19 protein-coding genes, 2 tRNA genes, 3 rRNA genes and 1 pseudogene are annotated in these 25,374 nt (G+C 65.2%); 20 read left to right on the top strand and 5 right to left on the bottom strand.

What is annotated here, in order from left to right:
• Nucleotides 1-87: 87 nt before the first annotated feature.
• Nucleotides 88-288, bottom strand: a complete 201-nt coding sequence (locus KI388_RS06720; protein WP_215088568.1) for a DUF1427 family protein — start codon at nucleotides 286-288, stop codon at nucleotides 88-90.
• Between the two features lie 103 nt (nucleotides 289-391).
• Here KI388_RS06720 and KI388_RS06715 point away from each other — a divergent pair, with 103 nt between their 5' ends.
• The 10 genes and pseudogenes from KI388_RS06715 to KI388_RS06670 all read left to right on the top strand — a co-directional run bounded on the left by KI388_RS06715 (nucleotide 392) and on the right by KI388_RS06670 (nucleotide 7,302).
• Nucleotides 392-958 (top strand): peptidylprolyl isomerase, encoded by a 567-nt coding sequence (locus KI388_RS06715; RefSeq protein ID WP_215088567.1) that lies wholly within the window; start codon nucleotides 392-394, stop codon nucleotides 956-958.
• Nucleotides 959-1,193: 235 nt separating this feature from the next.
• Nucleotides 1,194-1,302: transfer RNA gene (locus KI388_RS06710), tRNA-Glu, on the top strand.
• Between the two features lie 105 nt (nucleotides 1,303-1,407).
• Entirely contained in the window at nucleotides 1,408-2,601 is a 1,194-nt protein-coding gene (locus KI388_RS06705) for a cystathionine gamma-synthase (protein ID WP_215088566.1), read from the top strand.
• A gap of 82 nt (nucleotides 2,602-2,683) precedes the next feature.
• Nucleotides 2,684-3,631 carry a D-2-hydroxyacid dehydrogenase gene (locus KI388_RS06700; protein WP_215088565.1) on the top strand — a complete coding sequence of 316 codons (948 nt, stop codon included), beginning with the start codon at nucleotides 2,684-2,686 and terminating at the stop codon, nucleotides 3,629-3,631.
• Nucleotides 3,632-3,822: 191 nt separating this feature from the next.
• A complete protein-coding gene (locus KI388_RS06695; protein WP_215088564.1) occupies nucleotides 3,823-4,821 on the top strand; it encodes a phosphate uptake regulator PhoU in 999 nt (332 codons plus the stop codon).
• Nucleotides 4,822-4,895: 74 nt separating this feature from the next.
• Complete coding sequence (locus KI388_RS06690) at nucleotides 4,896-5,279, top strand: hypothetical protein (protein WP_215088563.1); 384 nt, start codon at nucleotides 4,896-4,898, stop codon at nucleotides 5,277-5,279.
• A gap of 91 nt (nucleotides 5,280-5,370) precedes the next feature.
• Nucleotides 5,371-5,649 (top strand): annotated as a pseudogene (locus KI388_RS06685) (ubiquitin-like small modifier protein 1); the annotation flags it as partial.
• On the top strand, nucleotides 5,623-6,039 hold the full coding sequence (locus tag KI388_RS06680) for a hypothetical protein (protein WP_251133253.1): 417 nt from the start codon (nucleotides 5,623-5,625) through the stop codon (nucleotides 6,037-6,039). The pseudogene KI388_RS06685 and the gene KI388_RS06680, both read left to right, overlap by 27 nt.
• A complete protein-coding gene (locus tag KI388_RS06675) occupies nucleotides 6,039-6,482 on the top strand; it encodes a hypothetical protein (RefSeq protein ID WP_215088562.1) in 444 nt (147 codons plus the stop codon). Before KI388_RS06680 ends, KI388_RS06675 begins: the two co-directional genes overlap by 1 nt.
• A 94-nt stretch (nucleotides 6,483-6,576) precedes the next feature.
• Nucleotides 6,577-7,302, top strand: a complete 726-nt coding sequence (locus KI388_RS06670; protein ID WP_215088561.1) for a fumarylacetoacetate hydrolase family protein — start codon at nucleotides 6,577-6,579, stop codon at nucleotides 7,300-7,302.
• A gap of 58 nt (nucleotides 7,303-7,360) precedes the next feature.
• On the opposite strand, the gene KI388_RS06665 is transcribed toward KI388_RS06670, so the two are convergent.
• Complete coding sequence (locus KI388_RS06665) at nucleotides 7,361-8,221, bottom strand: hypothetical protein (protein WP_215088560.1); 861 nt, start codon at nucleotides 8,219-8,221, stop codon at nucleotides 7,361-7,363.
• Between the two features lie 150 nt (nucleotides 8,222-8,371).
• Between KI388_RS06665 and KI388_RS06660 the strand changes: the two genes are divergently transcribed.
• The 3 genes from KI388_RS06660 (at nucleotide 8,372) to KI388_RS06650 (ending at nucleotide 14,190) form a co-directional block, all read left to right on the top strand.
• Nucleotides 8,372-9,484, top strand: a complete 1,113-nt coding sequence (locus KI388_RS06660; protein ID WP_215088559.1) for a hypothetical protein — start codon at nucleotides 8,372-8,374, stop codon at nucleotides 9,482-9,484.
• Nucleotides 9,485-9,755: 271 nt separating this feature from the next.
• Nucleotides 9,756-12,008, top strand: a complete 2,253-nt coding sequence (locus tag KI388_RS06655; RefSeq protein WP_215088558.1) for an NADP-dependent malic enzyme — start codon at nucleotides 9,756-9,758, stop codon at nucleotides 12,006-12,008.
• Between the two features lie 976 nt (nucleotides 12,009-12,984).
• Nucleotides 12,985-14,190 carry an orc1/cdc6 family replication initiation protein gene (locus tag KI388_RS06650; protein WP_215088557.1) on the top strand — a complete coding sequence of 402 codons (1,206 nt, stop codon included), beginning with the start codon at nucleotides 12,985-12,987 and terminating at the stop codon, nucleotides 14,188-14,190.
• Between the two features lie 161 nt (nucleotides 14,191-14,351).
• On the opposite strand, the gene KI388_RS06645 is transcribed toward KI388_RS06650, so the two are convergent.
• Nucleotides 14,352-14,912 (bottom strand): TATA-box-binding protein, encoded by a 561-nt coding sequence (locus KI388_RS06645; RefSeq protein ID WP_004046033.1) that lies wholly within the window; start codon nucleotides 14,910-14,912, stop codon nucleotides 14,352-14,354.
• A 651-nt stretch (nucleotides 14,913-15,563) separates the two neighbouring features.
• Between KI388_RS06645 and KI388_RS06640 the strand changes: the two genes are divergently transcribed.
• The 5 genes from KI388_RS06640 (at nucleotide 15,564) to KI388_RS06620 (ending at nucleotide 21,848) form a co-directional block, all read left to right on the top strand.
• Nucleotides 15,564-17,033 (top strand): 16S ribosomal RNA (locus tag KI388_RS06640).
• A gap of 163 nt (nucleotides 17,034-17,196) precedes the next feature.
• Nucleotides 17,197-17,268 (top strand) — tRNA-Ala (locus tag KI388_RS06635).
• Between the two features lie 272 nt (nucleotides 17,269-17,540).
• Nucleotides 17,541-20,455 (top strand): 23S ribosomal RNA (locus tag KI388_RS06630).
• A 132-nt stretch (nucleotides 20,456-20,587) separates the two neighbouring features.
• A 5S ribosomal RNA gene (gene rrf / locus KI388_RS06625) occupies nucleotides 20,588-20,709 on the top strand.
• Together the 16S, 23S and 5S rRNA genes with 1 tRNA gene alongside form the textbook arrangement of a ribosomal RNA operon.
• A gap of 287 nt (nucleotides 20,710-20,996) precedes the next feature.
• The gene (locus tag KI388_RS06620) at nucleotides 20,997-21,848 is read left to right on the top strand and encodes a hypothetical protein (RefSeq protein WP_251133226.1); all 852 of its coding nucleotides are present in this window, start codon (nucleotides 20,997-20,999) and stop codon (nucleotides 21,846-21,848) included.
• 39 nt (nucleotides 21,849-21,887) lie between these two features.
• On the opposite strand, the gene KI388_RS06615 is transcribed toward KI388_RS06620, so the two are convergent.
• Nucleotides 21,888-22,172, bottom strand: coding sequence for a hypothetical protein (locus tag KI388_RS06615; RefSeq protein ID WP_215088556.1), 285 nt, complete (start codon nucleotides 22,170-22,172; stop codon nucleotides 21,888-21,890).
• A 129-nt stretch (nucleotides 22,173-22,301) separates the two neighbouring features.
• On the opposite strand from KI388_RS06615, the gene KI388_RS06610 reads away from it, so the two are divergent.
• Nucleotides 22,302-23,186 (top strand): DMT family transporter, encoded by an 885-nt coding sequence (locus KI388_RS06610; RefSeq protein ID WP_215088555.1) that lies wholly within the window; start codon nucleotides 22,302-22,304, stop codon nucleotides 23,184-23,186.
• Between the two features lie 63 nt (nucleotides 23,187-23,249).
• On the top strand, nucleotides 23,250-24,812 hold the full coding sequence (locus KI388_RS06605; RefSeq protein ID WP_215088554.1) for a HAMP domain-containing sensor histidine kinase: 1,563 nt from the start codon (nucleotides 23,250-23,252) through the stop codon (nucleotides 24,810-24,812).
• Nucleotides 24,813-24,846: 34 nt separating this feature from the next.
• Here the strand turns inward: KI388_RS06605 and KI388_RS06600 are convergent, their stop codons facing one another.
• A complete protein-coding gene (locus tag KI388_RS06600; RefSeq protein WP_215088553.1) occupies nucleotides 24,847-25,347 on the bottom strand; it encodes an SRPBCC family protein in 501 nt (166 codons plus the stop codon).
• Nucleotides 25,348-25,374 lie beyond the last annotated feature (27 nt).

Raw genomic sequence — 25,374 nt, 5'->3', positions numbered from 1 at the left:
CGGTGGAAAACGATACCGGCCGCCTCGGTGGTCGGACTCGGGAAGGTCGGACTCGGGAAGGCCGGACCGGGAAGCTCAGACCGGGGACTACAGTCCGAGCGCGTCGAGCAGGTCGAAGCCGACGCCGGCGTAGCCGACCAGCTTGAACCCGAGGTAAATCCCGACGATCGCCACCACCCCCGGTAGCTCCGGGGGCGCGGGGATCGGAACGCGGAGGAACGCGAACAGCGCGCCGACGGTCACCCCGACGACGAGCGCCGCGGCGGTCAGGACGGGGGTCGAACTCATGTCGACGCGTCGGCTGCGTTCGTTTATAAATGCGGCCTTCGCGGTCGCCGGGCCGGCCGCGAAGATGGGTAGGGTTTTCCGACGCGCGCTCCTTCCCGAGGACATGGCACGAGACGTCCACGACCCCGACAACCCGCAGGTAACGATCCAGACCAACCACGGCGAAATCGTCGTCGAGCTGTTCGCCGACCGCGCGCCGAAGACGGTCGAGAACTTCCTCGGCTTAGCGCGCCACGACCCCGCCGCCGACGCGGAGCCGGCGCGTGACACGAACACGTGGGAGGACCCCAAGACCGGCGAGGTCCGCGGCGACTCGCTGTACGAGGGTATCGTCTTCCACCGCGTCATCGACGACTTCATGATCCAGGGCGGCGACCCGATGGAGAACGGCCGCGGCGGTCCCGGCTACCAGTTCGACGACGAGTTCCACGACGACCTCACCCACGACGGGCCCGGTATCCTCTCGATGGCGAACTCCGGCCCGAACACGAACGGCTCGCAGTTCTTCATCACGCTGGACGCCACCCCGCACCTCGACGGTAAACACGCCGTCTTCGGGCAGGTCATCGACGGGATGGACGTCGTCGAGGAGATCGGCGGCGTGCCGACCGGCCGCAACGACGACCCCCGCGAGGCCGTCGAGATCGAGAAGGTCGACGTCGACGAGTAACCCCCGAGTTTCTGTCCGCGTCGCGGCCCCGAGTGCCGTGGCGATTCCGAGTGCCGTCGCGGCCCCGAGTGCCGTGGCGATTCCGAATCTCGTCGCAGCTCTGAGTCCCGTCGCGGCTCCGAACCTCGTCGGGGTTTCGGGTCGCGATCGTCTGCGGAGATCGGGCGTGGGCTACCCACCCACGCTGCCGAGAGTTGAGAAGAGTTAAATTGTCCCCGGCGTAAGCGTCGTTTACGCTCGGTTGGTGTAGTCCGGCCAATCATGTTGGCCTTTCGGCGGACGCGGCGCCTCGGCGCCGGTTCGGAAGTCAGCCGACGACCAGGGTTCAAATCCCTGACCGAGCATCCACTCTCACACCGCGAGCGACGGCTCTCGTCTCGCGGGCGCGCAGCCTTCTCGCGGGCGGTTCAAAGGGGAAGAATCACCAGCCTCGGTGACGAGACACAGGTATGAGCGACCGATCTGACGGCAGCGACGGCGACCGCGACGACGACCGCCGCTTCGAGACCCGCGCGATCCACGCCGGACAGGAGCCGGACCCGGAGACGGGCGCGCTGATGACCCCGATCCACGCGAACTCGACGTACGAGCAGGACGCGCCGGGCGACCACCGCGGCTACGAGTACAGCCGGACCGGGAACCCGACGCGCACCGACCTCGAAGCGAACCTCGCCTCGCTGGAGTCGGGCAGCCACGCGCGCTGTTTCTCCTCGGGGATGGGCGCGATAAACACCGTCCTCAACCTGCTGTCGGCGGGCGACCACGTCGTCGCGGGCGACGACGTGTACGGCGGGACCCACCGCATCCTGACGCAGGTGTACGACGAGTACGACATCGACACCAGCTTCGTCGACACGACCGACCACGACGCGGTCCGGGACGCGATGCGCGAGGAGACCGAACTGGTGTGGGTCGAGACGCCCACGAACCCGCTGATGAACGTCAACGACATCGGCGCGCTCGCGGAGGTCGCCCACGAGGGCGACGCGCTCTGCGCGGTCGACAACACGTTCGCGACGCCGTACCTCCAGCGCCCGCTCGAACACGGCGCCGACATCGTCTCCCAGTCGCTGACGAAGTACCTCGGTGGCCACTCGGACACCATCGGCGGCGCGCTTATCGTCGACGACGAGGAGTTAGACGAGCGGCTCGGCTTCTACCAGAACTCGGTCGGGGCGACGCCCGGGCCGTTCGACGCGTTCCTCGTCCTCCGCGGGACGAAGACGCTCCCGGTCCGGATGGACCGCCACTGCGAGAACGCGACGGAGCTCGCGGAGTGGCTGGAGGACCGCGACGCGGTCGACCGCGTCTACTACCCCGGGCTGGAGTCGCACCCGGACCACGAGCTGGCGGCCGCACAGATGGACGACTTCGGCGGCATGCTCTCCTTCGAACTTGACGGCACCCTCGAAGAGGCGTCGACGGTCGTGAGCGAGACCGAGGTGTTCACGCTCGCGGAGTCGCTCGGCGGCGTCGAGAGCCTGATCGAGCAGCCCGCGGCGATGACCCACGCCGCCATCCCGCGCGAGGAGCGGCTCGCGGCCGGACTCACCGACGGCCTGATCCGGGTCTCGGTCGGGATCGAACACGTCGACGACATGAAGGCAGACCTCCAAGCGGCGTTCGACGCGGCGCTGTCGTAGGCCGTCGCGCCCGACCTCGGGGACCGTCTCCGGCGTCGGCCAAGCGGCACCATTTTTGTCGGTTCCGCCAGGACTGCTCCGCATGAGCGATCCGGACGTCCTCGTGCTTCGACAGACGATCCACGGACTCGGTCCCGACGAACTGGCGGACGCGCTCCGCGAGCGACTCCCCGGCGCCGAGGTCGCGCGGGCGCGGACGCCCGCGGAGGAGCGCGACCTGATCCGAGACGCGCGGATCGCCGTCGGGCTCAACATCGACGAGGCGCTGCTCGACGCCGCCGAGGAGTTGGAGCTGTTCGCCTGCGTGTTCGCGGGGACGGGGCACCTCCCGCGGGAACTGCTCGCAGACCGCGGGGTCGCCGTCACGAACGCCTCCGGCGTCCACGGGCCGAACATCGCGGAACACGTCGTCGGGTCGATGATCGCGCACGCGCGACAGTTCCACCGGGCGTATCGCCAGCAGTCTCGCCGGGAGTGGCGCACCTACGAGACGACCGAGGTGTGCGGCTCGACGGTCGCCGTCGTCGGGCTCGGCGCGATCGGGCGGGCGGTCGTCGACCGTCTGAAGGCGTTCGACGCCGAGACGGTCGGCGTCCGCTACTCCCCCGAGAAGGGCGGGCCGACGGACGAGGTGTACGGGTTCGACGAGTTTCACGAGGCCGTCACCGACGCGGAGTACGTCGTGCTGGCGTGTCCGCTCACGGAGACGACCGAAGGGTTAGTCGACGCGGACGCGCTCCGGACAATGCGGCCCGACGCGATACTGGTCAACATCGCGCGCGGCCCGATCGTCGACACCGACGCCTTAGTGACGGAGCTCCGGAACAACCGCATCCGCGGCGCGGCGCTCGACGTCACCGACCCGGAGCCGCTCCCGGAGGACCACCCGCTGTGGGGGCTGTCGAACGCGACGATCACGCCGCACAACGCCGGCCACACGCCCGAGTACTACGAGCGCGTCGCGGACATCCTCGCGGACAACGTCGCCCGACTGGACGCGGGCGACGACCTGCGAAACCGCGTGGTGTGAGCGGATAGGTGGGTAAAACGAGGGCTATATATTTCTATATACTTTGAGTTTTTCTACCGGCTCTCAACTGCCCGATATCGTAGATATCGAGTGACGGCTCGGTAGATACCGATTTTTCCGCCCGAAACTGGGGTGGTATCGAGGTATATATTTTGATCAAAATTAAGGTGATCCGCTCCGGAGGGTGGGGTATGGAAACCCGGAAGGTCCAGGTCACCGGCGGTTCGACGTACACGGTGTCGATTCCCAAGACGTGGGCGACGGACAACGGCGTCGAGGCCGGGACGGAGATCGAGTTCCATCCCGACGGCGACTCGCTGTTTCTCACGCCCAAGTCCGACTCGGAGCGGACGCGGGGGACGCTCGACATCGCGGACCTGACCGGGCAGGCCCTCCGCCGCGCGGTGACGACGATGTACGTCAGCGGCTTCGACGTCATCGAACTGGAGGCGGCGGAGATAACCACCGAGCAGCGGTCGACGATCCGCGACGCGGTTCAGAGTCTCGTCGGTCTGGAGGTGTTAGAGGAGACGCGCGACCGCGTCGTCGTTCAGGACCTCCTCGACTCCTCGGAGCTTTCGATCCACAACGCGGTCACGCGGATGCGACTGATCTCGCTTTCGATGCTGGAGGACGCGATCACCGCGCTCTCGGAGCGCGACCACGACCTCGCGCGCGACGTGATCGGTCGCGACGACGACCTCGACCGGCTGTGGCTCGTCGTCTCGCGGATCTTCCGCGCCACGCTGCGGACGCCGAAGGCCGCCGAGGAGCTGGGGCTCCCGCGCGAGGAGTGTTTCGACTACCACTCCAGCGCGCGCCAGTTAGAGCGGATCGGCGACCACGCGACGAAGATCGCGCACCTGACCCTGAACATCGACGACCCCCTGCCCGACGATGTCGTCGAGGCCGTCAGCGACCTCCACGGCGACGCGGTCGACGTGATCGACGCGGCGATGGACGCGCTGTTCGACGACGACACCGAGGCGGCGACGCGGCGGGCCAACGAGGCGCGGACCGGCGTCAGGGTGATCGACGAGCGCGTCCGCTCCATCGACGAACTCCTCCGCGACCTCGACCCGACTCGCGCGCAACTGCTCGGGCTGGTCGTCGACTCTGTCCTCCGGTCGGCCGACTACGGCGGGAACATCGCGGAAACGGCCCTCCAGAAGGCGGCGCCGACGCCGTGAGCGGGATCCAGTCCGCCGCGGTCTCCGTCGCCGGGTGAACGGGTTTTTTGCCCGCGCTCCCCCGAGGTTATCGCATGCCAGAGATCGAACTCGGCGTGCCGAAGGGCGTCGTCGAGTCGCTTCCGGAGGAGGAGGGGACCGCCGAACGCGACATGCGACGCGCCATCACCGGTATCCAGTCGCGCCTGAACGACGCGCTCGCAGACGCGGAGCCGGACGAGGCGGCCGAGATCGTTGCCGACGCGGTCGAGCGCATGGAGTCGCAGGCGAGCACGTATCACGAGTTCGTGCCGGAGCTGCGCGCGTGGGGGCAGTCGCCCATCTACGCGATCGCGTGGCGCAACCTCTACCTCGAACTCATCGGCCAGCTGTACGATCACGAGTGGCTCGCCGACGACCTCGACCGCGAGCGCAACTTCCGGCTGGTCGAAGACGGGATCCGGCTGTCCGACCTGTAGTCAGAACGTGACCGGGCGCGGGCCGCGGTCCGCCGCCGCATCGGCTTCCGCGGCCGGCCGCTTTTAAGCCGCCGCGACCCGACGTACGGGTATGGAACTCGAACTGCGGTTCTTCGCGACCTTTCGCGAGGCCGCCGGCGGGAAGACGGTGAACGCGGAGTTCGCCGACGGCTCCTCCGTCGGTGACGTGCTGCGCGAACTGGAATCGGAGTACGAGGGGATGGAGGGCCGCCTGATCGTCGACGACGATCTCGCACCGCAGATCAACGTCCTGAAGAACGGTCGCGAGGTGCTCCACCTCGACGGGCTCGACACTCCGATGGCGGACGGGGACCGGCTCTCCGTGTTCCCGCCGGTCGCCGGGGGCGCGGGAGACGACGAATCGGCGGTCGAGGCGGACGGCGGCGCGGTTGAGGCGGACGGCGGCGCGGACGCGACCGACGAGGCCGCGGAGGCGACAGATATCCCCTCGACCGAGGAGGGTTGGGAACGCGAGACGGTGGCGTACCGCGGCATCTCTCGTCGGCTCGCGGCCCACTACCTCAGGAACTTGGGTGGCGAACTGGTAGGGACCGACGACCCCGCGGAGGCGACCCGCGTCGACGGTGACGGCTGGCGGGTCACCCTCAGCGCCGAGAAGGTGACCGCCGCGGCGGCCATCAAACTCACCGAGGTGACCGCCGAGTTCGCGGGCGACCCCGACGCGCTCGCGGACCTGCTCCCGAAGTACAGGCAGAAGGCCATGCGCGCCGGCGGGTGATGTCCGACGACGAGAGCGTCGATTCCGACGCGAGAACGGGCTCGGAGTCGGACCCCGACCGGGACCGCGGCTCGTATCCCATCGAGGGGACCGCCCTCGTGAAGACGGCTGCGCTCGCGAGCGTCCCGGCCGCGCGCGTCCCGGCGCTGCTCGCGCGCGTTCAGGCCGACCTCGGCCCCAGAGCCGACGCGTACCGCCGGCGATACGAGCGGATCGCGGCCGAGGCCGACCGCGAGGCGTTCCTCGTCGAGCCGGACCACTGGGAGGCGGTCGGCGAGCGCGTCGGACTCTCCGAGCGCGAGCGCGACGCCGTAGTCCGCGCGCACGAGGCCGAAGTGGAACGGATCGGCTCCGGGAGTGACCGGCGGGCGGAGTTCGAGACCGCTCTGGAGATTCGGTCGGGCGTCGTGATCGGTGTCGACTCGGGCGACGCCGGCGACTGAACTCGGTCGCTCGCCGTCGTTCGCTCGCCATGGGTCGCTCGTCATCGACTGTACGTCACCGATCCTTTTCAGGACGCAGCGCGCACGTGTCCGCATGCGACTCGCTCGACTGATCACGCCGGACGGTCCCGTCGCCGGGCGCTACGACGACGGCGCGGTCGTCACCGACGACGGCCGCTACGAGGTCGGCCGCGACGGGCGGCTGCTCCCGCCGTGTGACCCCAGCGCGCTGTACTGCGTCGGCCGGAACTACGCCGAGACGCTCGACCAGATGGACTACGAGCGGCCCGAGGAGCCGGACTTCTTCGTCAAGCCGCCGACGAGCCTGCTCGCGCACGGCGAGGCGATTCGGTATCCGGAGTGGACCGACGAACTGACCTACGCCGGCGAACTGGTCGCGGTGATCGACGAGCGCTGTCGCGACCTCGCGCCCGCGGACGTGCCCGACGTCGTGCGCGGCTACACGGTCATGAACGACGTCGACGCGCTCGACCAGCAGGGCCGGACCGCGCGCAAGGCGTTCGACGGGTCGGCGCCGCTCGGCCCGTGGATCGAGACCGACGTGGACCCGACGGGACTCGACATCGAGACGACGGTCGGCGGCGAGACGCGGCAGGACGCCAACACCGAACTGATGCTGTTCGGCCCGCACGAGGTAGTTTCGTACCTCTCGAAGCGGTTCACGTTCGAGTCGGGCGACTGTGTCGCCTTCGGCAGCCCCGCGAACCCCGGACTCGTCGAGCCGGGCGAGCGCGTCGAGATCACTTACCAGGGGGTCGGCACGCTCTCGAACCGGGTGGTCGCGCCGGACGCTGCGTGAGGGCACCGGTCCGGACGGGCGACTCGGTCCGTCTCCCGAACGGGCGGTTCGGTCGGCCTCAGCGATCCGTCGGGTCGAGGTCGTCGACGCTCGCGCGGGCGATCAGGTCGTCGGCGGTCGCCAGCGCAGACTCCTCGCCCGCCCGGACGTACTCCCCCAGCGCGCCGACGGCCTCGACGAGGGCGTCCGCGGCCGCGGGCGACACGTCGCCGCCGAGCGCGTCGACGCGCGTGACGCGGTCGCGGAGGCGCTCGAAGGCGTCGCGCGCGGGAGCGATTCTGGCCGCGGGATTCTCCCCCCCGACCGCGACCGCCGGGGCGCCGTCGTCACGCTCGCCGTTGGAGTCCGGTCCGGCGTCACGCTCGCCGTTGGAGTCCGGTCCGGCGTCGGCTTCGAGTTCGTCGAGGAAGTCGAGCGCGTCGCTGCGGTACGCCTCGACCGCGCGCACGGCCGCCATCCCGCGGGCTTCCCGGAGCGCGTTCGGGACCTCGCCGGCCGGCGGTCGCTCGCCTTCGTCCGCGCCGGCGAGCAGGCCGAGGAGGTACTCGCGGTCGGCGTCGGTCGGGTCTCGCAGCCGCTCGAAGCAGTCGACGGCCTCCAGCAGTTCGCGGGCGGCGAGGTAGGTGTCGTCGAGGGAGAGGAGTCGCCCACCGTCGATGAACCCTCGCTTCCGGCAGTACTCCCGGAGGTCGGACTGGAGGTCGTCGACTCCCGACCGAGGGAGAGTCTCGGGCGCGTCCGCGAAGCGCTCGCGGTGGGCGGAGAGGTCGAGGGCGACGGCCGCGTCGGTGTGCGCGGTTCGGTCGTCGACGCCGACGCTGCGCAGGTCGCCGCAGTTCGGGCACGCGACGGACCCCGTCTCGTAGTACGACCACCGCGCGCCGCAGGACTGGCACTCGCGTTCGCCGCGGACCTTCATACGTCACGATCCGTCGCGTCCGACTTAAACGACCCCGGGTCGGCGGCGTCGGCCCGCGAAGTGAGCGACGGGGTGGCTGTTCGCGAGAGGAGGGCAGTCACCCGCCGCGCGGGTGCCAGCCTATTTGACGCTCTTTGGCGAACGGTCGGTATGAGCTGGCACGCCGTCGACGCGCTCGACCGGGCCGTCGACGCCACGCGGCGGTTCCTCTTCCCCTTCGAAGCGGTGCGGTGGGCGAAGCTCGCGTTCCTCGCGCTCGTTATGGCGGGCGGGAGCAGCGGAGTGTCGGGTACCGGTTCGTCGTCGCTCGGCGCCCCGGCCGGCGGTATCGGCGTCTGGAGCGAGTTCGTCCCGGCGGAATCCGAGTCGGTACCGGCGGGCGTCGACCGCGCCGTGGGAGCGGGCGCCGAGCGTCTCGCCGGGGTCGACGCCGCGCTGCTGGCCGGGGTCGACGCCGCACTGCTGGCCGGAGTCGCCGTCGGCGCGCTGCTCGTCGCGGTCGCCCTCGTCGCGTGTTCGATCGCGTTCCAGCTCGCCTTCTACGACGCGCTCGCGACGACCGAGGTTAGGATCTGGCGGCCGTTTCGCGATCGGTTCCGGCAGGCGCTGGGACTGCTCGGGTTCGCGACGGCGCTCGCGGTGGCGACCGGAACTCCCGCGGTCGCCTTCGCCGCCGCCATCGACCCCGCTCTCGTCCGCGTTCTCGGCGTCTCTCCGGGTGGCTTCGCCGGACTGTCGACGGCCGCGACCGTGGCTCTCGGGGTGTTCAGCGTCGTGACCGGCCTGGTCGGTGTCCTCGTCGGCCGGCTCACGTTCGAGTTCGTCGCGCCGGCGATGGTGGCTCGTGATGTGGGCGTCCTCGCGGGGTGGCGTCGCGTCTGGACGTCGGTCCGCGGGTCGTGGATGGACGTCGTCGCCTACCTCGCGGTCCACGCGGTTGTCGCGGTCGGCGTCGGATTCGCTCAGGCCGTCGCGGTCGCCTTCGCGAGCGGCGTCGTCGCCGTGGTCGTTCTCGTCGCGCTCGTGCTCGCGGCGGTTCCGCTCGGCGGGCTCGGGGCGTTGACGGGAACGACCGCGGGTGCGGTCGTCCTCGGCGTCGTTCTCGTCTCCGCGGTCGCCGCGGTCGCGGTCCTCGCGGTCCCGGTTCGACTGGTGGCACGGACGTACCTGACCGCGTACGAGGTTTCGACGCTCGCTGGTATCGATCCGGACTCGGCGCCGCTGGCAGCGGCACTCTCCTCGAACGGCGATGGCCATCGATGACGTCGACGGCCATCGATGGTGTCGCCGGGTATCGATAACGTCGACGGCCATCGATGATGCCGGCATTTACTGCTGACGCCGACAGCAGCCGCTGACGCCGGCGTTCACGGTACTGACGTTCGCCGCGAGCGGTGGTCGGGAACCGACCGTTTGGCAGTTCGGTTCAGGGGGTGCGGGTAGGCCTTCCGCACCGGAGAAGGATCGTCGAACGTCGAATTACATATTCGACACCATGGATAGCTTTTTACTCCGTTCATGAATGGGGAGAGATATGGGATTGGACGACGACGCGCGGGAGTACCACCGGCAGGAGCCGCCCGGGAAGATCGAGATCGAGACCACGAAGCCGACGAACACGCAGCGAGACCTCTCGCTGGCGTACTCGCCGGGCGTCGCGGCGCCGTGTCGCGACATCGCGGCCGACCCCGAGTCGGTCTTCGAGTACACGGCGAAGGGGAACCTCGTCGCCGTCGTGTCGAACGGATCCGCCGTTCTCGGACTCGGAGATATCGGCGCGTCCGCGTCGAAACCCGTCATGGAGGGGAAAGGCGTGCTTTTCAAGCGGTTCGCCGACATCGACGTGTTCGACATCGAACTCGACATCGACACCGTCGACCCGTTCTGCGAGGCGGTGACGGCGATGGAGCCGACCTTTGGCGGGATCAACCTCGAGGACATCAAGGCGCCCGAGTGCTTCGAAATCGAGGAGCGGCTCCGCGAGGAGATGGACGTCCCGGTGTTCCACGACGACCAGCACGGCACCGCGATCATCTCCGGCGCGGCGCTGATGAACGCGGTCGACATCTCCGGGAAGGAGCTCTCCGAGCTCGATATCGTCTTCTCCGGTGCCGGCGCGTCAGCCATCGCGACCGCGCGGTTCTACGTCTCGCTCGGCGCGCGCAAGGAGAACATCACGATGTGTGACTCCTCGGGCATTATCACTGAGGAGCGCGTCAAGGCGGGCGAAGTCAACGAGTACAAGAGCCAGTTCGCCACACCCGTCGAGGGGGGCGACCTCGCGGACGCGATGGAGGGCGCCGACGTGTTCGTCGGTCTGTCCGTCGGCGGTATCGTCTCGCAGGAGATGGTCCGCTCGATGGCTGCCGACCCGATTATCTTCGCTATGGCTAACCCCGACCCGGAGATCACCTACGAGGACGCGAAGGACGCGCGCGACGATACGGTGATCATGGCGACGGGCCGGTCGGACTACCCGAACATGGTGAACAACGTGCTCGGGTTCCCGTTCCTGTTCCGCGGGGCGCTGGACGTGCGCGCGACCGAGATCAACGAGGAGATGAAGGCGGCCGCGGCGGAGGCGCTGGCCGACCTCGCGCGCAAGGACGTCCCGGACGCGGTCGTGAAGGCGTACGGCGACGACCCGCTCCAGTTCGGTCCCGACTACGTCATCCCGAAGCCGCTCGATCCGCGGGTGCTGTTCGAGTTGGCGCCGCGCGTCGCGGAAGCCGCGATGGAATCCGGGTCGGCGCGGACCGAGATAGACCTAGAGCAGTACCGGGAGCGGCTCGAAGCGCGCCTCGGCAAGTCCCGGGAGATGATGCGGGTCGTGTTGAACAAAGCGAAGAGCGACCCGAAGCGGATCGCGCTCGCGGAGGGGACCGACGAGAAGATGATCCGCGCGGCCTACCAGCTCTCCGAACAGGGAATCGCAGAGCCGGTGCTGCTCGGTGACGCCGACACCATCTCGCAGACCGCGGCCGAACTCGGGCTCTCGTTCCGTCCCGAAATCGTCGACCCCGACAACCGAGACGTCTCCGCGTACGGTGAGCGGCTGTACGAGCTCCGCAAGCGCAAGGGGATCACGAAACGCGAGGCGAACGACCTCGTCGAGCGGGACACCAACTACCTTGGGAGCGTCATGGTGGAGACCGGAGACGCCGACGCGATGCTCACCGGACTCACGCACCACTACCCGTCGGCGCTCCGGCCACCGCTCCAGGTCGTCGGCTCCGCCGCGGACACCGACACCGTCGCCGGCGTGTACATGCTCACGTTCAAAAATCGGGTCATCTTCTGTGCGGACACGACGGTCAACCAAGACCCGGACGCGGAGACGCTGGCGGAGGTCACGCGACACACCGCCGACCTCGCGCGCCGGTTCAACGTCGAACCGCGCGCGGCGATGCTGTCGTACTCTAACTTCGGCAGCGTCGATAACGCCGGAACGCGAAAGCCGCGGGACGCGGTCGACATCCTCCAGTCCGACGCCGGCGTCGACTTCCCCGTCGACGGTGAGATGCAGGCGGACACCGCGGTCGTCGACGACATCCTCAACGGCACCTACGAGTTCTCCGAACTCGACCAGGCCGCGAACGTCCTCGTGTTCCCGAATCTCGAAGCCGGGAACATCGGATACAAACTGCTTCAGCGACTTGGCGGCGCCGAGGCTATCGGGCCGATGCTCGTCGGGATGGACCAGCCGGTTCACGTGCTCCAGCGAGGTGACGAGGTGAAAGACATCGTCAACCTGGCCAGCGTCGCGGTCGTGGACGCACAGGAGTAGCTCCGCCGAGAACGTTCCGTGGCGCGCGCGGGATTCCGGTTTTCTCTCTCGCGTGTTATCCGAGGACCGACACGCTACTCTCGACGACCGCAGCACCTGAGTTCGCGGCTCGGACGTCCGACGACGTTCTGGAAGGCGTCGACGCCCCGGAAACGACTGGCACCGTCGAGGCCGGGAGCGAGGGCGGCCTCGCGATGCGTAACGGTGCGTTACACTCTGTTCCGTAGGTAGGGTGAAAACTACTATCCCAGTTTCCCCAAGGGCGGGTGCGGTAGCGGTCCGCAACTCTCTCGAACGGGAACTCACGGAACGGTTAGGTTGGGTCTTGTTCGGAGAGGCACACCGTGTTTCCGGTGAAATGGGGGTGTGGTGGGGGTAGGGTGGCGTCGTCGTCGTGGAGATTCGTTCTTTGTGACGAAAATGAAACAACAGGATTTATGTAGTGTACCAGAGTAGAGTTCGCCAAGCGATCTGGGCGAAGACTCGCCAAGCGATGCTCGGTATTTCACCGGAAACACGGTCTCCTCATACACGGTTAGATTGATTATCTCATCGAACACCGTATTTCCGATGAAATGCGGCCGGTAGTGTCGTCTCGTTGCCTCCTTGTCCGGGACCGGCCTCCGATCGGTTCAGCCCGTGTCCTATTCGATTCGGTCTGGCTCTCTCCGTCCAGCTGTAGACTACTCGTTCACTTCCTCAACTTCGGGTTAGTTTCCCATCTCTCGGTACCTTTCCACTCTATTCCCATCCCATTCCACCCTATTCTACTCCACTCTATTCCCATCCCATTCCACCCTATTCTACTCCACTCTACTCCCGTCCCATTCCACCCTATTCTACTCCACCCAACCCCCACCCTACCCCCATTTCACCGGAAACACGGTGTGTGTCTCGACCTCGATCAGTGCTTCACCCCGCCTCCAGTTCGGTCGCGAAGCAGAACGCATTTCACCGGAAACACGGTGTCTCTCTCATGGACGCAGCGGACGATCTCTTCACGAAGGAGGACCCCATCTTCGCGAACAAGGAACTCCTCGAGATCAGTCACTTACCGGGCGAGGGGCGTATCGTTGGCCGGGACGATGAGATTGCGGACCTAGCGACCGCAGTCAACCCGGCTATCTTCGGACAGAGCCCGAGCAACGTGCTCATCTACGGCAAAACGGGTACCGGAAAGTCGCTGTGTGCGAAGTACGTCTCGAAGCGACTCGTCTCGACCGCCAGCGAGGAAGGCGTCACGGCGACGTTCGCCTACGTCGACTGCGCGCAGGACACTACGGAGACGCAGGCCGTTCAGACGATCGCCGAAGGCGTCAACGACTCCGAAGAGACCGACATCAACGTCCCCGATAAGGGGCTCTCGACTTCTACTTACTACAAACGCCTCTGGCGGATCCTCGACCAGCGATACGACGTCGTCTTGATCCTCCTCGACGAAATCGATAAGCTCGACGACGATGCCATCCTGATGCAGCTGTCCCGTGCCGGTGAGGCGGGAAAAATTACTGACTGTAAGCTCGGTGTCGTCGGAATCAGCAACAAGATCCAGTACAAGGACAGAATGGACGAGCGAGTCAAATCCAGCCTCTGTGAACGCGAGTTCGTCTTTCCGCCGTACGACGCGAACCAACTCAGAGAGATCATGCAGGCGCGTGCGGACGCGTTCCACGACGGCGTCCTCGAACCGTCGACGGTTCCTCGGGCCGCCGCGCTCGCCGCCCGCGAACACGGCGACGCGCGGAAGGCCATCGACATCCTCCGGTACGCCGGCGAGATCGCGCAGGCGAACGGCGAACCAACGGTCCGCGAGGAGTTCGTCACTCAGGCGCGCGAGCGGGCGGAGACGGATCGGTTCCGAGAACTCATCCGCGGATCCACGCCGCACTCGCGGTACGTCCTCCAAGCGCTCGCGCTGTTGTCGCTCTCTAACGGCCGGCAAGACGGGTTCCGGACGAGCCGAGTGTACGAGATCTACGAGAACATCTGCCGGCAGGAAGGGTCCGATAGCCTCTCGCTGCGACGCGTTCGAGACCTTCTGAAGGAACACGCGTTCCTCGACATCATCGAACAGTCGAAACACAGCGGCGGTAGCGCCGAGGGAAGCTACACGAAACACCAGCTTCTCGAGGACCCGAGCGTCGTGAAAGAGGTCCTCACCGAGGACACCGTGGAAGCGTGACCCAACAACGCCCGACCGCCTGCCACCGAGGACCGGCACTCTGATACTGACTGCCGACCGCCTGCCACCGAGGACCGGCACTCCGATACTGACTGCCGACCGCCTGCCCGCTTCTTCGCCCAGACGGGGTCTCCGAACAGACCGATCGATACGAGATCGCGTCAGCCGAGGAGGCCGAGACCTTCGATGCGTTCGACGATCTCTTCGACCGCTTCTTCGGCGTCATCGGTGCGTTTTCCGCCCGTAATAACGATCTTTCCGCTCCCGAAGAGAAGAATGACGACTTCGGGTTCGTCCATCCGGTAGACGAGCCCGGGGAACTGCTCCGGTTCGTACTCCACGTCTTCGAGCCCCAGACCGATCGCGAGGGCGTTGAGGTTGAGGTTGTGCCCGAGGTCTGCGCTGGACACGATGTTCTGGACAGTGATTTCCGGATCGTCCTCGACGGGGATCTGGAGGCCGCGGAGTTTCTCGAAGATGATGCCGAGCGCTTCGTGGACGTCATCGATGCTCTTCGCGCCCGTACAGACGATCTTCCCCGAGCGGAAGATGAGCGCGGCAGCCTTCGGCTCCTGGGTACGGTACACGAGACCGGGGAAGTTGTCGGGGTTGAAATCCGCGCCTGGGAGGTCCTCGGCAAGCGCCTCCAAATCGAGCTCCTGACCGATACCCGTCGATGCAACAACGTTCTGAATCTCGATCGAGTCTGCAGGGTTCGTCATCGTTCGCTTTTATATGTGGTCCCCTCCCTTATAAACGCCCGTGGTATAAACAACCGATCATCCCCGGTTCCTATTTCAACTCGATTCCGCGCACGTGTGAGGGAACGAATTCATATGACATATTTCGGATAGATATCTCGGAAACAGGTACCTTACGACTTACTCGGTAGCTGCGATTCCCTTCCGATATCAACTCCTCTCGACGGATCGATCACTTGTGAACTGTTCCATGAAACCGCATGACGTGGCGAGGATGCTTCGACGGGGTTAAATATAACCCGGGCATTCAAAGAAATGCGAGGCGCCCCCGACGAGGGAGCACCGACCGACCGTTTACGCGGCCGGTCAAAGCGTTCCGACGTGCTTAAGTGTATAAGCCCGTTCGGTTGATACGCGAAGAACGCACCGCGGACTCGGGCCGTTCAAGTCGGCCCGGTTTCGCAGAGTCGGCTCGTCCGACTCATCCGATGAGGATCGCGCCCCCTGCGCTCCGGCGTAAGCGGCGATCTGATGTGAGCCGTGGTCGTTCGGTGCCATCCAAGCCGTTGGGTGAACCGGACACCACACAGACCAATGCAATGGTGTGTCAACATCATCGTTGACACCCGCCAACACCCCCTTCGAGCCGGGAATCAGGCTCGAAGGATACTCATTCCGGTTGATCCTGCCGGAGGCCATTGCTATTGGGATCCGATTTAGCCATGCTAGTCGCACGAGTTCAGACTCGTGGCGAATAGCTCAGTAACACGTGGCCAAACTACCCTTCGGAACACAATACCCTCGGGAAACTGAGGCTAATAGTGTATACCATACCACCACTGGAATGAGTGGTATGCCAAACGCTCCGGCGCCGAAGGATGTGGCTGCGGCCGATTAGGTAGACGGTGGGGTAACGGCCCACCGTGCCAATAATCGGTATGGGTCATGAGAGTGAGAACCCAGAGACGGAATCTGAGACAAGATTCCGGGCCCTACGGGGCGCAGCAGGCGCGAAACCTTTACACTGCACGATAGTGCGATAGGGGGATCCCAAGTGCACAGGCATAGCGCCTGTGCTTTTCGGTACCCTAAGGCGGTACCAGAATAAGGGCTGGGCAAGACCGGTGCCAGCCGCCGCGGTAATACCGGCAGCCCAAGTGATGGCCGATCTTATTGGGCCTAAAGCGTCCGTAGCTGGCCGCGCAAGTCCATCGGGAAATCCACCTGCTCAACAGGTGGGCGCCCGGTAGAAACTGCGTGGCTTGGGACCGGAAGGCGCGACGGGTACGTCCGGGGTAGGAGTGAAATCCCGTAATCCTGGACGGACCGCCGATGGCGAAAGCACGTCGCGAGAACGGATCCGACAGTGAGGGACGAAAGCCAGGGTCTCGAACCGGATTAGATACCCGGGTAGTCCTGGCCGTAAACAATGTCTGCTAGGTGTGGCTCCCACTACGAGTGGGTGCTGTGCCGTAGGGAAGCCGCTAAGCAGACCGCCTGGGAAGTACGTCCGCAAGGATGAAACTTAAAGGAATTGGCGGGGGAGCACTACAACCGGAGGAGCCTGCGGTTTAATTGGACTCAACGCCGGACATCTCACCAGCATCGACTGTAATAATGACGACCAGGTTGATGACCTTGTCCGAGTTTCAGAGAGGAGGTGCATGGCCGCCGTCAGCTCGTACCGTGAGGCGTCCTGTTAAGTCAGGCAACGAGCGAGACCCGCATCCTTACTTGCCAGCAGTACCGCGAGGTAGCTGGGGACAGTAGGGAGACCGCCGTGGCTAACACGGAGGAAGGAACGGGCAACGGTAGGTCAGTATGCCCCGAATGTGCTGGGCAACACGCGGGCTACAATGGTCGAGACAAAGGGTTCCAACTCCGAAAGGAGACGGTAATCTCAGAAACTCGATCGTAGTTCGGATTGTGGGCTGCAACTCGCCCACATGAAGCTGGATTCGGTAGTAATCGCGTGTCATAAGCGCGCGGTGAATACGTCCCTGCTCCTTGCACACACCGCCCGTCAAAGCACCCGAGTGAGGTCCGGATGAGGCGTACCACGTACGTCGAATCTGGGCTTCGCAAGGGGGCTTAAGTCGTAACAAGGTAGCCGTAGGGGAATCTGCGGCTGGATCACCTCCACCGACCCGAGACTCGCCCTCTGGGCGAGCTCACCTTACGACCGTCACCACGACGGTCACTACTCATTCGCATTGGACTGTATCGTCCGCCCACCCACCGGCTTGGACACCTTAGAACGACCACGGCCCACACAACACACCAGACCTTCCCCCTTGGGGAAGGTGGGCTCATAGCTCAGCGGTAGAGTGCCTCCCTTGCAAGGAGGATGCCCTGGGTTCGAATCCCAGTGAGTCCATGTCCGTTCGAAGCGAATCCGTCCCCTTAAGTGGGAGACGCGACTCGGTTCGAACACGACGACCGATGCACCATCCCGGGAAACCGCGGATGGGAAGGGTTCGACGAACGCCCCGTCACACCCGGGGCGATTCAATGACAACCGTGTATACGTGCGATCCAGACGTCCACTGAACTCATCCGAGTTCGTGGAACGTCAGTGAACCATATACAGTCGGGTGACACTATGTCACTTGACACCGTCAGCACTCTCCTCTGGAGAGTTGACTGACACACTACTGGCTACTGTGCCAGCTGGTGAATGGCTCGGCTCGAGAGCCGACGAAGGACGTGCCAAGCTGCGAAAAGCTCATGGGACCCGCATGGAGGGAAAGAACATGAGATTTCCGAATCGGAATCCGTTTTACAATTGCCACGCGCAATAGGGAACTCCCTGAATTGAAACATCTCAGTAAGGGAAGGAAAAGAACGCAACAGCGATGTCGTCAGTAACCGCGAGTAAACGCGACACAGCCCAAACCGAAGGTCTTCGGACCAATGTGGTGTTCGGGTTGACAACCAAATCTCGACACTCTCTCAGAAGTCTCCTGGAACGGAGCGTGAAACAGGGTGACAACCCCGTACGAGAGAACAGTACAGATGGCGTCAATACCAGAGTAGCAGGGGTCGGATATCCTCTGTGAACAGCTCAGGCATCCCCTGAGAAGGCTAAACACTCCTCGAGACCGATAGCGAACAAGTAGCGTGAGCGAACGCTGAAAAGCACCCCGAAAAGGGCGGTGCAATAGGGCCTGAAATCAGCTGGCGATCGAGCGACAGGGCGTACAAGGCGATTCTCAAAACGACAGAGGAGCGATCCTCCAGTAGGAAGAGAGTCGAGCCGGCGTCGTGTCGTGCGTTTTGAAAAACGACCCAGGGAGTGCACTTGATTGGCGAGTCTAACCCGTGAACCGGGGAAGGCGCAGGGAAACCGATACGGCCGCAGCATTGCGAGGGCCACCGTGTTCAAGCGCGGGGAGTCAATCGGGTGCGACCCGAAACCAGGCGATCTACGCGCGAGCAAGGTGAAGCGTGGCGAAAGCCACGTGGAGGCCTGTTAGAGTTGGTATTCTACAATATCCTCTCGTGACTCGTGTGTAGGGGTGAAAGGCCCATCGAGCCTGGCAACAGCTGGTTCCAACCGAAACATGTCGAAGCATGACCTCTTCCGAGGTAGCCCGCGGGGTAGAGCTACCGATTGGATGACCCGCCTCCGAGAGGAGTCGGCCATCCTGTCGAACTCCAAACCCGCAGGCGCCGCAGACGAAGGGAGTCCGGTGCGCGGGGTAAGCCTGTGTACCGTGAGGGGAACAACCCAGAGCCGGGTTAAGGTCCCAAAGTGTAGATTAAGTGCGATTCGAAGGTGGTCTCAAGCCCTAAACAGCCGGGAGGTGAGCTTAGAAGCAGCTACCCGCTAAGAAAAGCGTAACAGCTTACCGGCCGAGGTTTGAGGCGCCCAAAATGATCGGGGCTCAAATCTACCACCGAGACCTGGCCGTGCCCTTGACAGGGGCAACCGCGTAGGTTGGCGTACTGGTCGGACGGAAGCCCGGGCGAGAGCTCGTGTGGACCGTCCAGTAACGACAATCCTGGTCACAGTAGCAGCGATAGTCGGGTGAGAACCTCGACGGCCTGAAGAGCAAGGGTTCCTCGGCACTGCCGTTCAGCCGAGGGTTAGCCGGTCCTAAGGTGTACCACAACTTGACTACACCGACGGGAAGCTGGTTAATATTCCAGCGCCATCGTGCAGTAAACGCCGACGCCGTGTGGAACGCTGAGCCGGGCACTCGCCCGGTCAAATCGTGGAAACTCGTGAACGCCGTCACGGCACGAAGCGAGCGAAACGCGAGATAGCGAAAGTCAGCCGTACATAGGGCCCGTGAAAAGGCAAGCACGATGTCCGTACCGAGATCCGACACAGGTGCTCTGCCAGCGCAAGGCAAGGCCTGTCGGGAGAACCGACGTTAGGGAATTCGGCAAGTTAGTCCCGTACCTTCGGAAGAAGGGATGCCTGCTCTCTGAGGAGCAGGTCGCAGTGACTCGGGCGCTCCGACTGTCTAGTAACAACACAGGTGACCGCAAATCCGCAAGGACTCGTACGGTCACTGAATCCTGCCCAGTGCGGGTATCTGAACACCTCGTACAAGAGGACGAAGGACCCGTCAACGGCGGGGGTAACTATGACCCTCTTAAGGTAGCGTAGTACCTTGCCGCTTCAGTAGCGGCTTGCATGAATGGATAAACGAGAGCGCCACTGTCCCAACGTTGGACCCGGTGAACTGTACGTTCCAGTGCGGAGTCTGGAGACCCCCAAGGGGAAGCGAAGACCCTATAGAGCTTTACTGCAGGCTGTCGCTGAGACGTGGTCGCCGATGTGCAGCATAGGTAGGAGTCGTTACACAGGTACGTGCGCCAGCACGCCACCGAGACAGCATTGAAATACTACCCGTCGGTGACTGCGACTCTCACTCCGGGAGGAGTACACCGGTAGCCGGGCAGTTTGACTGGGGCGGTACGCGCTCGAAAAGATATCGAGCGCGCCCGAAGATCATCTCAGCCGGGTCGGGAATCCGGCGAAGAGCGCAAGAGCAAAAGATGGTCTGACAGTGTTCTTCCCAACGAGGAACGCTGACGCGAAAGCGTGGTCTAGCGAACCTACGAGGTTCCGGAATGGGACCCGTAGATGACAGAAAAGCTACCTTAGGGATAACAGAGTCGTCACTCGCAAGAGCACATATCGACCGAGTGGCTTGCTACCTCGATGTCGGTTCCCTCCATCCTGCCCGTGCAGACGCGGGCAAGGGTGAGGTTGTTCGCCTATTAAAGGAGGTCGTGAGCTGGGTTTAGACCGTCGTGAGACAGGTCGGCTGCTATCTATTGGGGGTGTGAGGTACCTGACGTGAACGAACGTATAGTACGAGAGGAACTACGTTTGGTCGCCACTGGTGTATCGGTTGTCCGGAAGGGCAGATGCCGAGTAGCCACGCGACACGGGGTAAGAGCTGAACGCATCTAAGCTCGAAACCCACATGGAAAAGAGGTACCACAGAGGTCACTCGTAGAAGACGAGTTCGATAGACTCGGGGTGTACGCACCGAGGCAACGAGGTGTTAAGCCCACGAGAACTAACAGACCGAGCCACATTCATTGGCGCTGACGCGTCACGACTCGCATGAGTTCAGGCGGTAACTGGATCGCACGACATACACGGTTGGTATCGAACCAGACCGACACAGGAGTCTCTCAGTAGAGAGTCTCGGTTCGAGTCCGAGAGTCGGCGTAAAGGCGGCCAAAGCGGTGGGGGAACACCCGTACCCATTCCGAACACGGAAGTTAAGCCCACCAGCGTATCGTGAAGTACTGGAGTGAGCGATCCTCTGGGAACCACGAGTCGCCGCCTGCCCACTCATACGGGAGTCAACTCCCATCTAGCCCACGGACAACGCGTCCGTGGGCTTTTTCCATATATAACGGACTGTACGCGCTCACACGCGACCCGTTCGTCCGACAGTAGCGGTCTGCGCTCAATGCGCGATCTGTGAACGGGTCCGCAGATGACTGTCACTATTCGCTGCGGTGCCGACACGCTTCTGCGCCGGACGGAACCTCTCGGCTACTGATCGAGAGCCATATCAGTACTGATACTACTATGCGTAAGTTTATCACTTTTGTCGGTGAAGTCAACTTGTCATGGACGGACCGGAAAACGCCGACGCCACGGCGCGACTGGCTTGCGGGGATCCCCCCGCTGTTCGCGACGAGGTCGCCTCCGAGCGCGTGGTGTCGGTGTTGTTCGGGACGGATGTCGAGACCTGGCGAGCCGGTTGGGGTCGGGCGACGACGGGGGCGCCGAACCGGGAGGCGGTGGTAGACGCGAGCGACATCGCCCGGAGCGGGGCCGCCGCGTCAACGCAGGTGGTGGCGAACGCCGGACTCGCGTACACGGTACTCGGGCGCGCGCCCGAGACCGAACGGATTCTCGACGCCGTTGCCGACCATCTCAACGGCGCCTCGGTGGGGACGGTCGATCTGCTGGTCGATGACCTCGCGCCCGTGGCCGTTCGGGAGGGAGCGGACGCCGCTGTCGCGCTTGTGGGCGGTCTCTTGGACAGGTTCGGGGGGCAAGCGAATCGGATCGCGGTGGGGCTCTCGTTCGAGGGTCCGGCAGAGTTGGTGTCGCGGGTCGGCACTCGGATGGATTCTGTGGTCGGCGGGGACTCGGGGGCGGCAGCGGTCGAGGGACTCTCCGCGGAGGACCCCACGACCTTCGGGTACGTCCGTCGGCACTGGGCCGAGGCCAAGCGGGGGATCGAGGCGTGCGACCGGAACTACCCGCAATCGAAGCAGGTTCACGCCGTGTTGGAGGACCCAGAGACTACGCCGCGAACGTTGGGGGCGACGTTGTCCGGCTTTGTGACGCTCGGCGCGCTTGACACGTGGAGCGAGACCGTCGGACCGACTCGATACGATCTCACCGCCTACCGACCGGAGCGAGCGTGGGCGCTCGGCGTCGCGATCCAGACCAGAACGTCCAGCGACTGAACACCGAGGCGCGTCGGCCTCGTCTCTCGACCTGACCCCTCAGTCGTCCGCCGCTCTGATGCGGTTGAGATCGGTGTCCACCACGGTGCCGTCCGGTTCGATCGTCACGCTACCGAGTGAGGCCGTTTCGCCCGTCTCGTACCGCGCGGCGACGGCCTCCAGCGTCGGGCGTCGGTCGAGCCGCTCCCACACGGTCTCCGTCACGAGCGACTGAAACGCCTCGGGATCGGTCCACCCGGCGTCGATGTCGGAGGGAACGCCGACGACCACCCGGAACTCCGCCTCGGTGACGCGGATACCGACTCCGAACGTGTCCGCACACATGTGTCGCCGTTCGCGCCGGGCCGTCATATCTCCGTCGGCACGCCTATCGGGGTACGAATCCCTCTGCTAATCGACCGGTCGCCTCTCGAAACCGGTAAGCGCCCGCCGCTCGAACGACCGCGAGACTCGATGACCTCGAAGCCGGCGGTGTCACCGAAGGCGGGGCTCGCGGCCGCGGTTACCGCCGTGAGCGCGGGCGCGATTCTCGTGCGCCTGAGCGGCGCGCCCAGTTCGGTCGCCGCCTTCTATCGCGTACTGTTTACGACGCTGCCGCTGGCTTTGGTCGGCGCGTGGCGGTACCGGGGAGAGTTTGTACGGATCCGCTCGCGGGACCTCGGGTTCGCGGTTCTGTCCGGAATCGCGCTCGCGGTCCACTTCGCCGCGTGGTTCGAGAGCCTTCGATGGACGAGCGTCGCCGCAAGCGTGACGCTCGTCCAGGCCCAGCCGGTGTTCGTCGCGCTCGGCGCGTGGCTGGTGCTGCGGGAGCGCGTCACGCGCCGCATGGCCGTGGGTATCGCCGTCGCGGTCGCCGGGATGGCCTCGATGTCGATCGGCGACTTCCTCGGCGGAGTGGCGGTCGGTCCTCGTCCGCTGTACGGGAACGCGCTGGCGCTGTCCGGCGCGATTGCCGCCGCGGGGTACGTGCTGGCCGGGCGCTCGTTGCGCCAGCGAATCTCGCTCGTCCCCTACGTCACGGTCGTGTACGGCGTCTGTGCGTTCGTTCTGCTCGCGTTCGTCCTCGCCGCGGGGCACTCGCTCGGTGGATATCCGCCCCGAGAGTGGCTTCTGTTCGCGGGGCTGGCAGTCGGTCCGGGGCTGCTCGGACACACAGTTCTCAACTGGGCGCTCGCACACCTCGAATCGAGCGTCGTCTCCGTCTCGCTCCTCGGTGAGCCGGTCGGCGCGACGCTGCTCGCGCTCGTGCTGCTGTCGGAGGCGCCGACGCCGGCCACCGTCGGCGGCGGCTGTGTTGTCCTGGTAGGGATCTACGTCACCGCGGCCGCGGACCGGTGATAGCGTTTTCAGCGCCGATATTTTGGGATAAACGTTGAAGCCCGCGGACCGACTTGAACGGATATGGAACGGCGAACGGTCGTCGCGTTCGTGGGCGACGACGCGAGCGCCGGCGAACGCGTATCCCGCGCGGTCGACACCGCCTGGGAGGGACCCGACGGCCCGACGTTTCGCACGCTCGCCCCCGCCGACTTCGGCGCTGATCGTGACGGTGAGGAGTTGCTGAACGCGACCTGCGGTGTGGTCGTCACCGCCGCGGCCGCGACCGACGAGACGGTGAGGGATCGACTCGCGATGCTCCCGTCGAACGTGCCGGTGATCGCCGTCGTCGAAGACGCGACGACGGCGACGGTCCGAACTCTGCTGTCGGCAGGCGTCGACGACGTGGTCGACGCCACGGACGGGGACGGCCCCGCCGACTCTGACCCGCTCGTCGAGCGCCTCGCGAACAGGGTGGATCCCGACCGAGTTCGGCTCGGTGACGACGACGTCGCTCGCCTCGCGGAAGTGCTGCTCGATTCGGGAACGACGCTGATGAGCACGCGCACCGACGAGGTCGGAACGAAGATCGAGTGGACGATGGAGAACGTGGGCGAACACGCCGAACTCGATCGGATCGTCTGCTACCGAGAGCAGGACGGGCGGTTCGTGCCCGCGTACAGTTGGTGTCCCGACGGGTTCGAGCCGGCGTCGAGACCGTTCAAGGAGTTCCCCGACCCGGACCGCCTGTCGACGTTCGGCAACGTCGCGCGTCCGTCCGCTCCCGCGGGGTCTTTCCACGGCGGAAACGGGAGCGCGGTCGAGGCGCCGCCGGCGACGGTTCACGTGCCGCTCGTCGTCGACTGGGAGCTGAGCGGGATCGTCGCGTTCGAGTCCGAGGACCGCCGCGTCTGGACCGACGGCGAGGTGGACCTGTACCGTACGCTGGGTGACTTGATCGCGCACACGATCGCCCGGAACGACCGCCGGGCGGCGCTCCGCCGTCAGGCCGAACAGCTCGAACAGTTCAGCGCGGTCGTCTCACACGACCTCCGGAACCCGCTCAACGTGATTTCGGGGTACCTGTCGCTCTCCGAGGAAGAGCTGTCGCCCGCCCGCCACGAGGCCATGAGCGGTGCGGTCGACCGGATGGAGACGCTGATCGACGACCTCCTCATGCTCGCGCGCCGGGGGGAGGCGATCGGTGACACGGAACTCGTTCCGATCGAGGCTATCGCGGAGGACGCGTGGCAGTCGGTGCGCGCGCCGGACGCGACGCTCACGATCGCGGACGAGGTCGGCCGCGTCGAGGCCGACCCCAGTCGACTTCGTCAGGCGTTCGAGAACCTCTTTCGGAACGCGATCGATCACGGCGGTCGAGACGTCGCGATAGAGATCGGGCCGCTCGGTACCGACGGCACCGACGGCGGGCTGTACGTCGCGGACGACGGGCCGGGGATCCCGGTCGAAATCGTCGACACGGTGTTCGACTCGGGCGTCTCCTCGGCCGACAGCTCCGGGATCGGCCTGGCGATCGTCGACCGGATCGTCGAGGCGCACGAGTGGGACATCGAGGCGCGAAACGACGACGGTGCCGTCTTCGAACTCACGTTCGGAGCGGACGCGACCCGGGCGGCGTCGCCGTAGGTCGACTGATTCCGCGTCCCTCGCTCCGCCGGGCTCAGTTCTCCGAGAACCGCTCGACCGTCCGCCGGTGTCGGTCGCGGAACATCCCCTCGAATCCGATCTTCGCCGGCGGGCCGGCCGCGTCGCCGAGCGGGCCGAGCGGAAGCCGGTAGGCGACCGTGTCGACGAGCAGGGTCTCGTCGCCGTCGGCGTAGAACGCGTGGGTGTGCTCCCAGCGACGGAAGGGACCGCCCTCCATCTCGTCGACGAACCGAGCGGAGCGCTCGGGCGGGGTCACCCCTTCGGGATCGCGTTCGACGATCCGCGAGGTCCACCGCTGTCGCGGTCCGACCCCGAACGGCCTGATCGACATCCCTATCGTCGACCCGGCGACGAGGACCTCGGGATCGGGCGAGCCGTCCGGCCCCTCGACGCCGCTGATCCGGAGGCGCATCCAGTCGGGGGTGAGTTCGCGCAGTCCGTCGACCGTGGAGTGAAACTCCCACACGTCTTCGATCGGGGCCGGCACCCGAGTCGTCCGCCTGTACGTCGGCATATCTCCGATACGGGTCGGGCGGACAAA

This window comes from Halorubrum sp. 2020YC2 (assembly GCF_018623055.1).
Lineage (GTDB): Archaea > Halobacteriota > Halobacteria > Halobacteriales > Haloferacaceae > Halorubrum.
The sequence above is the reverse complement of the archived record's forward strand: the minus strand, read 5'-3'. Positions and strand labels throughout refer to the sequence as shown.